This window comes from Bdellovibrionales bacterium (assembly GCA_016716765.1).
Classification (GTDB): Bacteria; Bdellovibrionota; Bdellovibrionia; order Bdellovibrionales; family UBA1609; genus JADJVA01.
Genome location: JADJVA010000020.1, coordinates 1420665 through 1433832, shown reverse-complemented (window position 1 = coordinate 1433832; position 13168 = coordinate 1420665). Strand labels below are relative to the sequence as shown.

Sequence of the window (13168 nt, the reverse complement as noted above, 5' to 3'; positions counted from 1 at the left end):
TATGAAGTTTTCTCGCGATTTTATCGATAAAGTTCGGGATGCTAATAACATCGTGGATATCATCTCTCGTCAGACTGAGCTCAAGCGAGCTGGAGGTCAGATGTTGGGGCTTTGTCCGTTCCCCAACCACAGAGAGAAGACGCCTAGTTTCTCGGTCTCCGAAAGCAAACAACTGTATTACTGTTTTGGATGCAAAGAGGCTGGAAATATCTTTAAGTTTGTCGAATCAATCATGGGCATGAGTTTTCCCGAAACGGTAGAGTGGTTAGCCAGACAGGCAGGAATTCCCATCCCTGATGAAGTCTATCTCTCTGGAGAACGCAAAGAGACCAAAGAACATGAACGTCAAATATTCCTAAATATTAACGAAGTGGCGATTAAATTTTATGAAGATGAATTGGCCCGTGGTTTCGACCGGAGCTCTGCAAAGGACTATCTCGTAAAGAGGGGAATTAGTCCTGAGACCGCTAAGCTATTTCGCCTGGGCTACGCTCCTAACGAATGGGAAAAGTTGTCTTCGCTTTTTGCTGCTCGACGAATCCCATTCAAGGAAGCAGAGATTTTGGGGCTTGTCCGGCAGCGGGGAAGCGGGAAGGCGGGATATTACGATTTGTTTCGAAACAGGCTCATTTTTCCGATATTTGGTTTGGACGGTCGCTGTTTGGGTTTTGGCGGTCGAATTCTGGGAGAGGGGGAGCCTAAGTATTTTAACAGTGCGGAGTCACCTCTCTTTCACAAGGGGAAGGTTTTTTACGGATTAAGTGAAACAGCAAAGTATATTCGAGCCAAAGATCAGGTGATCGTTGTCGAGGGTTACATGGATCTTCTGGCGCTTTTTCAGGCTGGAATTCAGAATGTTGTGGCTCTGTTGGGGACTGCGTTGACAATGGATCATGCCCGTCTCCTGAAGAGATTTACATCAAATGTTGTGGTTTTGTTCGACGGGGACCAAGCAGGTCAGGCCGCCACAGAAAGAAGCCTACCAACTCTTCTGCAGGCCGGACTATTTCCGAGAGGTCTAACTCTTTCCGAAGGGATGGATCCAGATGATTTCCTCCGCAAGAAGGGGCCAAAGATTTTGCACGAATCCTTGGCGGCAGCTCCGGAACTTTTTATTTTGATCTTAGACCGTTGGATGAAGGACTATCGGGGCTCTTCATCTGATAAAATTTTAATTATTGATAGAGTTTCACGCACACTCAAAAATATCGCTGACAACAGATTGAAGGATCTTTATCTGCAGGAGCTCGGAGATCGCCTTGGCGTCGATAAAAATTGGCTCATTAAGGCGCTGGAACAATCGGAAAAAGGTGAACGCGCAGCGACAGGAATACAGGGCGTTGCAGATGAGAGTTCAATTGGCTCAAGCAAATCTCTTCCGAAAGAGGTATTAGAAGAGCAGATTGTAATCTCCGGGAAGCGGCCTAAAGCTGAGGAACAATTAGTGAATTTGGCTCTTATGAACTCGCGTTATTTACAAAAGATTGGCGAGTCTGGGATCATCGAAATGTTTTCTCATCCAGGTCTACGTGAAGTTCTTCATAGGATCCTTCTATTGTATGGACAAATGCCTAATGAATTTGATAAGTTAACAGCCTTGCTGGTTTCTCAGGTGGACGTCCCTGAGGTTTTGTTTCAGCACCTAGAAAAGCATTTGGCGGACCTTAATTCGGAAGAGGCTCATAAGTTAGTGGAGGACTGCAGTCGGATGGTACGCGATGCCAACTTGAAATCCCGGAGCCGCCAGTTAGCCGTGGATCTGCGTGGCCGCCCCACTTCCGAACAACTAGAAAAACTGGAACAGATTATGAATATCCAATTGGATCGGCGAGTCCAAAAGATCGATAAAGAAACCATCTAAGGAGCATTTGGGAGCTATTTAATGACAAAAGAACCGCAAAAATCAGTGCCAGATCAAGTTGTAAAAGTTCTCTCTATTGATGAGCAGATGGCTATCATTCGTGATGAAATCCAGAGATTTACGAAGTTATCGAAGGAGCGTGGCAGCCTAACCATTGAAGAGATTAATGAGATTTTACCTCCTGAAGTATTGGACTCTGCGGTTCTAGACCATTTTATGCAGTCTCTACAGGTTGGTGGTGTAAACATTACTGAATCGACAGAAAAGAAGAAAGAGGACGAAGAGGGAGAGGGAGGCTTTTTCCTCGATAGTGCTGAAGAGCAAGTAGAAAAAGAGGAAGAAGAGGAAGAGGCCACAGACACTCGGAGCAACGATCCCGTTAGGCTCTATTTGCGTAAAATGGGGTCTGTGTCTCTGCTAACCCGTGAAGGAGAGGTGGAGATTGCCCGGCGAATTGAGGATGGTGAACGGGAAATTGTCCGTGCCATCTTAATGTCTCCTATTGGTATTTCAGAGATTGTCCAGCTGGGCGAGCGTTTGGATCAGGGGCGAATCAAAATTAAGGCAATTTTTCGTGGTCTCGAAGATGAGGAGACTCAGTACGATGAGGCCGAATATATTGAGAAAATTCACGAAATGATAGGTCATGTGAAGAAATATGAAAAGCGGGCTCGCCTGTGTTTTCCAATTCTGATGACCCAATCCTTGACCTCTCCCGAATACAAAGAAGCAAACGATGAAATTGATAAATTATTAGTTGATTTGATGGCTAAGTTTGAATCTATCAATTTTAATCGCAAGACCATCAATCGCATTGTGATTAAGTTTAGAAACCTTCGTAACCGAATGCAGGAGCTGCGCAATCGGATTCGTGATGCTTGTAAATATGCTTTTGCTGCCGACCTTGCGGCGCTCAAGGTTCGTTTTAAAGCTGTAGAGTCGAGTGACCAAGAAGGAGCTAAGATGACTCGTGAGACAGGCTTGTCTTACAATCAATTTCGCTCCTATTATCTTCGTGCTGAGAATGCTGAGACTCGTCTGGATCGCCTTTCACGAGAGACAGAAATGACTTTTGAGGCAATTCGCAATATTTATACGGCGATTTGGAGAGGCGAGCGCGAAGCGGATAAGGCCAAGGCAGAGTTGGTCGAGGCCAATTTGCGTTTGGTGGTCTCGATTGCCAAGAAATATACAAACCGGGGTCTCCAATTTTTGGATTTAATCCAAGAGGGAAATATTGGATTGATGAAAGCCGTGGATAAATTTGAATATCGTCGTGGGTATAAATTTTCGACCTACGCCACCTGGTGGATTCGTCAGGCGATCACTCGTGCCATTGCCGATCAGGCCCGTACAATTCGGATACCTGTGCACATGATCGAAACCATCAATAAATTGGTGAGGACATCTCGGTACCTGACTCAGGAGCTGGGTCGAGAACCCCTGCCCGAGGAAATAGCTGAAAAAATGGATATGGCAGTTGATAAGGTTCGCAAGGTTCTCAAAATTGCGAAGGAGCCGATCAGCCTCGAGACTCCAGTAGGAGAAGAAGAAGATTCTCATTTGGGCGATTTTATTGAGGATAAAAAGGTTATTAATCCTGCTGAAGCGATAGTTAATCTGAATCTTGCTGAGCAGACTCGGCGAGTCCTTTCGACCCTTACAACTCGCGAGGAAAAGGTTCTCCGAATGAGATTCGGCATTGGTGAGGAAAGTGACCATACACTCGAAGAGGTAGGTCAAGATTTTAACGTGACTCGTGAGAGAATTCGGCAAATTGAGGCAAAGGCATTGCGAAAACTTCGTCATCCGAGCCGATCGAATAAGCTTAAAACGTTTATTGAGGGTAGCAGCAGTACGGAAGACAGGTGAAAGGATCGCGCCGATGAGGGCGAGGGCTGATCGGGAAGCCCACAGCAGAGACTGAAAAACTTGAATGTTGTCAAAGTGGTGGCTTGATTAACGCTGAATTTCTGGGGTATGGTGTGCCACTCATTTGGCGAGTCATTTGGGGGCTTAGCTTAGTTGGTTAAAGCATCCGGCTCATAACCGGAGGATCCCAGGTTCAAGTCCTGGAGCCCCTACCAATAACAATTTTGGGGAGTACTTGCCCAACTCAAAAGTCTTTTCAATAATTTTTCGCCCCCTGGTATACATCGCAACGCTGTGTCTCTTATTGGGAAATGGGTGTGCAAGTTCCCGTAAGTCTGAGTCTTTCGAATCAGCGCTAAAAAATGGGGAGGATCTTATATCCTTAAAAGCAGCGGTCGAATTGGCTCGCTCAGCCTATAGTGCCGGTTGTGTGAGGACCTACATCGAGCAGGGAAAAAAGGGATATTTTGCGGAATGCCGTAAGGCCGCCGATAAATTTGTCGAACAGGATATATTGGAGATTTTAAATGCCGATCCTGGTCATTTGAAGCCCTAAAGACAGGACTAGACAAGCGTTCTTTTGTTTTAAGCTGCTACTGAAAAAAACTGAGATTCTGGAAAACAAGGGCAATTGAACCAGCAGCAAGAATTGTAATAATAAATATTTGCCTAGGCATGACGGTCTCCCTCCAACGGACTGATTTGACCTTTCCATTGTCGTTGTTTTATTAAAAAAATTCTAGAGAGTTCTCCAAACGAGGCAAATCAATATCTTTTTAAGTCATCTGGAGATCTCTCATTCTGGTTGATTGTAGATAAAGACAGATTGTGATACAAGGCAGGCGCGGATGTACAGGCAGTCGCTCGCCTTCGGGTTGAGAGGAAAGTCCGGACTCCATATGGCAGCGCAGGGGGTAACGCCCCTCCACCGTGAGGTGAGGAACAGTGGAACAGAGAGAATGTCCAGGGCACTGATCTTTGAGTTGGAAATGGGAGACTCTTAGGGAGCTGCTGGAGTGAAAACAGCCAAACTCTGCGCGGAGCAAGACCAAATAGGAAAGCGATGGAGCGCGGCCAGCGCGAAGCTTTCGGGTAGGTTGCATAAGGGTAATAGCAATATTGCTCTCAGAGGAATGACCGCCAGGCCGATAAAAGACATCTTTTATCGGCCGGACAGAATCCGGCTTATCGTATATCCGCAGAGATGTCTCATTTGTGGGACGGGGTTAAGCCCGTCCCTCTTTTTTTTTTTGATAACAAAAAATCAGATGAGATTGTCTTTGCGTCTCGCAAAAATGACGAGTTCTGCACCTTGTCGGCTTTCAATCGATTTTTTCCAGCGGGTCCAATAAAGAAAGTCGAAACTCTTATGCAGGCGTTGGCGAATCTCCCATTCGCTGCCTCCAAAAGGGGGAGCCTCTCTGCGATCCATGGTAAAAAATATTCCCAAAATGTGGCCATCACTCACAAGGACTCGTCTCCAGATCTCGACAAGCTCATTGCGTCGAGAGGGAGAGATGGCACAATAACAGGTATGTTCGAAAACCAAGTCAAATGACTTATGAAGAGTCTGAGGAAGGTTGAAAATATCTGCATTGAGGAAATTGAGATTTTTCACATGGCCGAATTTTTCCTTTGCCTGCCGAATGGCATCGACAGAAATATCCACCCCCGTCGTTATGTGGCCAAGTTTCGCGAGGTAGGCAGCATCGGTTCCCGTTCCACAGCCAAGTACCAGAATTCGTTGTCTCGGAATCTTCAGTTGGGAAATGGCCTGTTCAAGAGCCTGGGCGGGTCTGTCAAGGTCCCAGGGCGTGTCTTTGTTCTGGTACCTCTGATTCCAGAATTCGCCTCTGTCAACGGCGCGGTCATCGAGCAGCCAGGGTGGAATGGGAATCGAATTGCCGTCGACGACAATGGAGTCGTCGTCAAAGCTATCCAATTTCTGAAAAAAATCAGCCTGCGCCGATCGAGAAAGAACAAACGGAACTCCGTTAGGCGTCACACCGTGAAATCGATCCCATTCATCCAGCGAAAGTCTCTCGAGAATAAGTGGTGTGGAGTATCCGTAGTGAAAATGAATAGTCCATGTGCCATCTGGATTTTTGGTGATTTGTCTTGCAATGAGAGGCTCATCAAAAGCTTCGACCCACAGCTTTTGGTCTTTTACAGCGCTAAAAAATCTCCCCTTTTCATCTCTCTGTAGATTCAAAAAAAGAGTGTGACAGTAGTCCTCGTTTTCAAGCCGCTGACCCATAATGAGGAAGAAACCATCTTCATCGATGGCAATGAATTTTTCGCTCACTTTTTTGTGCCGTCCTTCTGGAGGTCAATGAGCATTGGATCCTTAAAATCAATTTTATTATTTAGTATGTACAATTCGTCCAAGTTCCAGTAATCAAAAGTTTCGTCAAGCTTCGAGTCACGATTGAGAATAGCATAGCCTTCGATCACGACACGAGCATTTCCCGATTCCTGATCTTCATCATCGAAGGAATAGACAAAGGAAGCTTTAACCTTGTTCTTCTTTAGTTGCTCACTCCAAAATTTTTCAAATCTTAAATTGCGAGAGGTGGGTAAGTTCTCTGTGATGTAGTCCGAGATAATTTTCTTTAAATCACTTTGAATGCCGACATGTGCGGATTCAGATATATTCGAGGGACGATGGCTGAAGGACCAAGTCCATTGTAACGCAATCAAGAATACGATCAAACTAAGGTATTTCATTTTCCAATCCTATGAGCCAGAGTATGCTGCGGGATCATTCTAACTTACCTTTTATGTAGGAACAACCATGAGTAAATTTGCAAATAAGAGGTTAAAAGAGCTAGATCCTCGAAAGTGGATATCTGAGGCAAACAAAAGACTTAAGACGAGTCTTCAGGAGACAAAGCTTAAAATAGGCGAGGAACTTCATTCTTCCTTCTGGGGTGAACTCCGAAGCAGGCCCAACAAATTTGTTTACTTGTTTGAATCTGTGAGTCCCAAGGCGACTCAACTGGCTTTAAACATCGCGTTAGAGTCTTCGAGATTTTTCAGACGTTCGCCCAGCTATAGTTTATGGGATTGGAATGGCGAGGTGCTAACGGCCGCGATTTCTGTTTCTCCTGGTTTCGGTTCAAGAATGGAAGCTTCCCATATTACTTATGGGGCAGAGAAGACTTTACGCCTGTTTTGGGAAAGGTATATGTTGTCCGGGGCTGATCGCTTGACCGTCACAGAAGTTCGGTTAAATAGACTTGGGGAGTGGGGTCCGTCTTTAAAAATTCGCTACGGATTGACGGCACAGGATAGAGAAAGGATTCGGGTGGCCCAAGGGCAAAGTGGGCTGGGTGAATACGATCTTTCTTTGTCGGTACTCAATGATCAGGATTTGTTGGTGGCTGAAGTGAGTTTTAAAATTGAATGGCAGACCCGCCTATCTTTGGGCGTGTAGATGTTTATTTGGATTGAGCAGGGCAAGTCAATTTTTGCTGAGGTAAAAAAATGACCATATTAAAGTCTCGCATAAATCGAAGTTCCGCAGAGTTTCGTTCAAATTCTGAACACATGGCTCGCATAATTGCGAGCCATCGAAGCCGACTGTCTGTCATAGAGCAAGGAGGCGGCAAAGAGGCTCGGGAAAAGCATGAGAGTCGAGGTAAATTATTTGTGCGCGAAAGGATTCGGCGTCTTCTTGATCCCGGATCGCAATTTTTGGAGTTTTCGTCCTTTGCGGCTTTTGAAATGTACAGTAGCTCAGCTCCGTGCGCTGGGATTGTGACGGGAGTTGGCTCCATTAACGGGCAAGAGTGCATGATTGTGGCCAACGACGCGACAGTAAAAGGGGGGACTTATTTTCCAATCACAGTCAAAAAACATCTTCGGGCACAGGAGATAGCTTTAGAAAATGGTCTTCCTTGTATTTACCTCGTCGACAGTGGGGGGGCATTTTTACCTCTGCAGGCCGAAGTATTTCCTGATCGGGATCACTTTGGAAGAATTTTTTACAATCAGGCTCGCTTGTCTGCGGAGGGAATCCCGCAGATTTCAGTGGTCATGGGAAGTTGCACAGCAGGAGGAGCCTACGTTCCCGCTATGAGCGATGAGAATGTGATTGTAAAAGATCGCGGTACAATTTTTTTGGGAGGGCCTCCTCTCGTCAAGGCAGCAACGGGCGAAGTCGTCTCTGCTGAAGACTTGGGTGGAGCAAAGGTACATTGCGAAGTGAGTGGGGTTACAGATCATTTTGCAGAGGACGACGAGCATGCCCTCGAAATTACGCGGGACATAGTTTCTTATTTGAATCGACGAAAAATGGTTTCCATTCAAACTCAAGCTGTGGAGGAACCGCTTTTTGGTGCCGAAGAGATTTATGGAATTATTCCACGTGATCATCGCGTGCCGTACGACGTACGTGAAATACTAGCCCGCCTTGTTGACGGAAGTCGCTTCCATGAATTTAAGGAAAATTACGGAACAACACTCGTTACTGGGTTTGCTCATATTTGGGGGTATCCTATTGGTGTCATTGCCAATAATGGAGTTTTGTTTAGTGAGAGTGCCTTGAAGGCCACGCATTTTATTGAACTTTGCGACCAGAGGAGCATCCCATTGGTATTTATTCAGAATATTACGGGATTTATGGTGGGGCAGAAATATGAAAATGAAGGGATCGCAAAGCATGGGGCGAAGATGGTGATGGCTGTCAGTACAGCTCGTGTGCCCAAATACACAGTTGTCATTGGTGGGTCTCATGGTGCCGGAAACTATGGGATGTGCGGGCGCGCCTATCAACCTCGGCAGATGTGGATGTGGCCAAACTCTCGAATCTCGGTGATGGGTGGAGAACAAGCGGCCAATGTCTTATTGCGAGTAAAATTAGACCAGATGGCCCTAGAGGGACGGGAGCTCAGCGAAGCTGAACAGGAGCAATTCAAACGTCCTATTCTGGAAAAATATGCTGCAGAGAGTTCAGCCTACTATGCCAGTGCTCGCATTTGGGATGATGGCATTATCGATCCGGCGGACACTCGTCGAGTGCTGGCCTTAGGCTTGAGCGCTAGCCTTCATCGGCCCTGGCCAGAAAAGTCTCAAGGCGTTTTTAGAATGTAAGTTGAGAGCTAAAGACCCAAAGCTGGAAATGCAAAGCAAGAAACGCAGGGTGGAGTCATGGCAAAAATTGAGATCAATATTCAGGATGAGATACTAAACATAACTCTCACGCGTCCAAATGTGCATAATGCCATGGACACTGAGATGATTGAAAAACTAACAGAGGCCTTTGCTTTGCCTTCATCGAATAGGTCCATTCGAGCTGTGGTCCTGAGGGGAGAGGGAAGAAGTTTTTGCGCGGGAGCAGATCTCGAATATATGCGCTCCATGGCTAAATTTTCTTTTGAGGAAAATCAGCGTGACGCAGAGTCTCTCTTTTTGATGTTTGATGCGGGCTTAAAGTGTCCGGTTCCGGTCTTCACTCATGTTCATGGCAGCGTGATGGGTGGGGCAATTGGTTTAGTGGCAATTTCTGATTTTGCAACTGCCGATTCGTCGACAAAATTATGTTTTAGCGAAGTGAAGATTGGTTTGATTCCAGCCGTGATTTGTCCATTTGTATTTAAGAAAATAAAAATCGCGGCAGGTCGGGAACTCATGCTAACGGGACGGAATTTTTCAGCATTGGAGGCTTTGAATGCTGAACTTATTCAGTTTGTAGGGTCTGAAGCTGAGTGCAATGGCAAGATTTTGGAGAATCTGAACCTTGTAAAACAAGCGGGTCCGGAGGCTGTACGGGAGACGAAGTCGCTCATTGCCAGAGTAAGAGATTGCCAGGACTGGTCAGAAATAAAAAAAATGACGACCCAGGCAATTGCTCAGAAAAGAGTTGGTCTTGAAGGGCAGGAGGGAATTCGTTCTTTTTTTGAGAGGCGATCGCCAAAATGGCAATCGAAAAAAACATGAGCTTAAAAATTGAAAAAATTGGGATTGCTAATAGAGGAGAAGTTGCTGTTCGCATCATACGTGCTTGTCAGGAATTGGGGATGCGGACAGTTTTACTTCATTCGGATGTGGACAGAGAAACGACAGCTTTTCGTTTGGCAGATGAGAGAGTTTGTATCGGCCCTGCACCAACAAATCAAAGCTATTTAAATATCGAGACAAATATCCAAGGGGCTTTGAGTGCAGGAGTCGATGCTATACATCCAGGATTTGGTTTTCTTTCTGAGAATGCGGATTTTGCCGATGCTTGTTCGAAGGCAAGAATTGGTTTTATCGGTCCTTCTCCAGAAGTGATTCGATTATTTGGGGATAAAATATCGGCAAAAAAAATGGTCGAAAGAGCAGGTGGCCCCGTCATCCCCGGGTACCAAGGCAATGATCAATCTGAATCTCGCTTGCTATCGGAAATGGAGAAAATTGGATTTCCGGTTATTGTTAAAGTAGCAGGGGGCGGGGGAGGTCGCGGTCTGAAAGTCGTCCGGCACCTCAGAGAGGCTAAGGATGCCATTGCATCTTCACAACGTGAGGGTCTCAGTTCTTTTGGTTCAGATCGGATTTTTCTCGAAAAATATCTCGACAAGGCCAAACATATAGAGGTTCAGATTTTTGGAGATTGCAGTGGAAAAGTGTATCACCTGTTTGATCGAGAGTGTTCGGTTCAAAGACGGCATCAAAAAATCATTGAAGAGGCAATGTCGCCTTCTTTGTCAGAAGAACTTCGCGAAAAAATAGCTCTAACGTCAATTCAAATTGCGAAGGAGGCCAAATATATCGGTGCCGGAACCATCGAATTTCTTCTACAGGATGGAGAAATCTATTTCATGGAAATGAACACCCGCTTGCAGGTGGAGCATCCTGTCACTGAACTAGTGATGGGCGTCGATTTGGTAAAGGCTCAAATATTTGCGGCGATGGGACAAAGTCTGGTGTGGCCAAAATTGCCGATTCCACACGGTCACGCCATTGAATGTCGAATTTATGCCGAGGATCCTTATCAAGCTGGAATCCCAAGTACGGGTCGCTTGGGTTCGTATTATTTTCCGTTTGGTCCAGGGCGTAGATTAGAAATCGGGTTTGATTCTGGGGATGAGATAACGAGCTTTTACGATCCAATGATTGCAAAAGTAATTGTCTGGGATGAAACGCGTGGGCGGGCCATTCAAAAAATGATTCGCACTTTGAAAGACACAATTATTTTCGGAGTGAAGACGAACATACCCTATCTTATTCAAATTTTATCCCATCCCCAATTCATTGATGGGACGATGAAAACTGATTTTATCGATTGTTATTTCCCTCATGGAATCAAGCAAAAGGAAAAATCATCCTTCTTGCAGAATATGGAAGCAGAGTTATATCGGCGGATTCCGGTTGGCGTGAGCTCCTCGGGTTGCTCGATTGCAGCAAGCTCGGATAATGGGAATGAAGCAAAGCCAATCAGCCCTTGGACCCATCAGTGGGAGGAAAGACGATGAAACGCTATACAGTTTCGATTGAAGGTCGGCAGGTGCAAGTTTGGGGCGAGCGGTTGGGCCAGCAAATATGGTATCACTATGAAGGAGAAACATATCAATATTCTCCTCCGGTGAAAGCAAGGGGCGGTGGACGTGGTGCAATTTCTCATTCCGATGTGGTGTCTCCGATGCCGGGCAAGATTATCAAGATCCTAGTGAAAGTTGGCGACAAAGTGAATTCTGGTCAGCCTGTGGTAATGATGGAAGCGATGAAAATGGAATACACTTTGGAAGCTAGACAGGAAGGTCTGATTGATCAAATAAATTGTAAAATTGGAGATCAAGTGGCCCTCGGAATCACATTGATTTCAGTGGGAAAAGTCGGCGAGGGACAATAGAAAATGGCAAATTCAATTCGTATCATTGAGGTAGGACCTCGTGATGGACTTCAGAATGAAGCCCAACGCTTGAGTTTAAAGGTTCGCAAGGAACTTGTCCTGAGATTAGGTCGGGCTGGACTTAAAATAATTGAGGTTGGCGCTTTTGTTTCTTCTAAGTGGGTGCCCCAGATGCAAGAAAGTGGGGAGTTGATCACAGAGCTTTTCGAGTCACAGAGATGCGGTGAATTAGGAAAGAAAATTCGCATTTCGGCCCTCGTGCCCAATTTTCGTGGGATGGAGGATGCGGTGCGGACGGAGTTGCGTGACATCGCAATATTTGGATCCTGCAGCGAAGGCTTTTCAAAAAAAAACATCAACTGCAGCATAGCAGAGAGCTTTGATCGTTTTCGACAGGTTATAAAAGAAGCTAAAACTCGAAAAATAAAAGTCAGAGGGTATCTCAGCACGGCTTTTGGTTGCCCTTACGATGGGTATGTCGATCCAGGATACGTTGTTAAACTGGCAACTGCCCTCTTAGAGCTAGGCGTTTATGAGGTTTCAATTGGAGATACGATTGGAGTGGCATCCCCCCGACAGGTGGAGATTCTATTAAAGAAAATTTTAAAGAAAATCCCGGCTCGGCGGCTGGCCATGCATTTTCACGATACACGAGGTACGGCGCTTGCCAATGTAGCCAAGAGTTATGAGTTGGGGATTCGATCCTTTGATTCGAGCGTGGGAGGCTTGGGAGGCTGTCCATATGCCAAAGGAGCCTCTGGAAATTTGGCGACCGAAGATTTAGTCTATATGATGCATGCAATGGGAGTCAGAACAGACGTAGATCTAGAAGGTCTCATTGAAACAAAAAGGTGGATTGAACCTATCATTGGCAGAAGACTTCTTTCTCATGTTGGTCAGGCCGGCCTTCCCCTTCCAGGGACGATCAGGTGATCATAAGCTGGCCCACCTGATTGTTGTTCCAAACTCCAAGGGACCCTGGCTGAAGTAAATCTCAGGAATTCAGGATCTTCAAACATGCGTCCGGCAGCAGCGCTCCCGTTGTGAGCACTGCACCAAGCCGAACTCGATCCTGAACCCCTGAGATTTGCTTCAGCCTGCTCCCTGTGTCTTTTGGACACAACAGAATCACCGAAGGCTTGTGGGCCAGCCGCAGTATTAAAACCGAGAATCTTTTTTATGTCAGTCAATGATGAAACATTGCTGAAGAGCTTCTCTCTTGCAGGGCCTCTTTCGTTGGTTTGTCCCGTAGCTTCTGAGAAGCTCAGTCGACATTGCTTGCAACAAAATCTCTTGAGTCGGCGTCCGCCCGACTTTCTGAGAAAGGATCCAGACTTCGGATTCTCTCTCAGGTCGTTCGAAAGTTTCTTCACTTTAATTGAGTGGTTGGCCCACAAGCCATCGGTGAATCTGTTGTATCAAAGACACAGGGAGTTGGCTGAAGTAAATCTCAGGGGTTCAGGATCGAGTTCGGCTTGGTGCAGTGCTCACAACGGGAGCGCTGCTGCCGGACGCATGTTTGAAGATCCTGAATTCCTGAGATTTGGTTCAGCCAGGGTCCCTTGGAGTTTGGAACAACAATCAGGTGGGCCAGATTAGAGAAA

13 protein-coding genes, 1 tRNA gene and 1 other RNA gene are annotated in these 13168 nt (G+C 46.0%); 12 read left to right on the top strand and 3 right to left on the bottom strand.

The window, feature by feature from the left end:
• Nucleotide 1 precedes the first annotated feature (1 nt).
• The 5 genes from IPL83_15550 to rnpB all read left to right on the top strand — a co-directional run bounded on the left by IPL83_15550 (nucleotide 2) and on the right by rnpB (nucleotide 4937).
• Complete coding sequence (locus tag IPL83_15550) at nucleotides 2-1861, top strand: DNA primase (GenBank protein ID MBK9040553.1); 1860 nt, start codon at nucleotides 2-4, stop codon at nucleotides 1859-1861.
• A 21-nt stretch (nucleotides 1862-1882) separates the two neighbouring features.
• Nucleotides 1883-3733 (top strand): RNA polymerase sigma factor RpoD, encoded by a 1851-nt coding sequence (gene rpoD / locus IPL83_15545; protein ID MBK9040552.1) that lies wholly within the window; start codon nucleotides 1883-1885, stop codon nucleotides 3731-3733.
• 138 nt (nucleotides 3734-3871) lie between these two features.
• Nucleotides 3872-3948: transfer RNA gene (locus IPL83_15540), tRNA-Ile, on the top strand.
• 20 nt (nucleotides 3949-3968) lie between these two features.
• The gene (locus IPL83_15535) at nucleotides 3969-4289 is read left to right on the top strand and encodes a hypothetical protein (GenBank protein MBK9040551.1); all 321 of its coding nucleotides are present in this window, start codon (nucleotides 3969-3971) and stop codon (nucleotides 4287-4289) included.
• Nucleotides 4290-4577: 288 nt separating this feature from the next.
• Nucleotides 4578-4937: RNase P RNA component class A (gene rnpB, locus IPL83_15530), an RNA gene on the top strand.
• A gap of 60 nt (nucleotides 4938-4997) precedes the next feature.
• Here the strand turns inward: rnpB and IPL83_15525 are convergent.
• Nucleotides 4998-6038, bottom strand: a complete 1041-nt coding sequence (locus IPL83_15525) for a methyltransferase domain-containing protein (GenBank protein ID MBK9040550.1) — start codon at nucleotides 6036-6038, stop codon at nucleotides 4998-5000.
• Nucleotides 6035-6460: a hypothetical protein gene (locus IPL83_15520; protein ID MBK9040549.1), complete on the bottom strand. Its 426-nt coding sequence runs from the start codon at nucleotides 6458-6460 to the stop codon at nucleotides 6035-6037. The genes IPL83_15525 and IPL83_15520 overlap by 4 nt, the downstream gene beginning before the upstream one ends.
• 67 nt (nucleotides 6461-6527) lie before the next feature.
• Here IPL83_15520 and IPL83_15515 point away from each other — a divergent pair, with 67 nt between their 5' ends.
• Genes IPL83_15515 through IPL83_15490 form a run of 6 tightly spaced genes read left to right on the top strand, consistent with a single transcriptional unit; the run spans nucleotide 6528 to nucleotide 12497 of the window.
• Nucleotides 6528-7169, top strand: coding sequence for a hypothetical protein (locus IPL83_15515; protein ID MBK9040548.1), 642 nt, complete (start codon nucleotides 6528-6530; stop codon nucleotides 7167-7169).
• 50 nt (nucleotides 7170-7219) lie between these two features.
• A complete protein-coding gene (locus IPL83_15510; GenBank protein MBK9040547.1) occupies nucleotides 7220-8827 on the top strand; it encodes a methylcrotonoyl-CoA carboxylase in 1608 nt (535 codons plus the stop codon).
• Between the two features lie 57 nt (nucleotides 8828-8884).
• Nucleotides 8885-9673, top strand: coding sequence for an enoyl-CoA hydratase/isomerase family protein (locus IPL83_15505; protein MBK9040546.1), 789 nt, complete (start codon nucleotides 8885-8887; stop codon nucleotides 9671-9673).
• Complete coding sequence (locus IPL83_15500) at nucleotides 9670-11187, top strand: ATP-grasp domain-containing protein (protein ID MBK9040545.1); 1518 nt, start codon at nucleotides 9670-9672, stop codon at nucleotides 11185-11187. The genes IPL83_15505 and IPL83_15500 overlap by 4 nt, the downstream gene beginning before the upstream one ends.
• On the top strand, nucleotides 11184-11564 hold the full coding sequence (locus IPL83_15495; GenBank protein ID MBK9040544.1) for a hypothetical protein: 381 nt from the start codon (nucleotides 11184-11186) through the stop codon (nucleotides 11562-11564). The genes IPL83_15500 and IPL83_15495 overlap by 4 nt, the downstream gene beginning before the upstream one ends.
• 3 nt (nucleotides 11565-11567) lie before the next feature.
• Complete coding sequence (locus IPL83_15490; protein MBK9040543.1) at nucleotides 11568-12497, top strand: hydroxymethylglutaryl-CoA lyase; 930 nt, start codon at nucleotides 11568-11570, stop codon at nucleotides 12495-12497.
• Here the strand turns inward: IPL83_15490 and IPL83_15485 are convergent.
• On the bottom strand, nucleotides 12461-12754 hold the full coding sequence (locus IPL83_15485) for a hypothetical protein (GenBank protein MBK9040542.1): 294 nt from the start codon (nucleotides 12752-12754) through the stop codon (nucleotides 12461-12463). The genes IPL83_15490 and IPL83_15485 overlap by 37 nt on opposite strands.
• On the opposite strand from IPL83_15485, the gene IPL83_15480 reads away from it, so the two are divergent.
• Nucleotides 12744-13163 (top strand): hypothetical protein, encoded by a 420-nt coding sequence (locus IPL83_15480; GenBank protein ID MBK9040541.1) that lies wholly within the window; start codon nucleotides 12744-12746, stop codon nucleotides 13161-13163. The genes IPL83_15485 and IPL83_15480 overlap by 11 nt on opposite strands.
• Nucleotides 13164-13168: the final 5 nt, after the last annotated feature.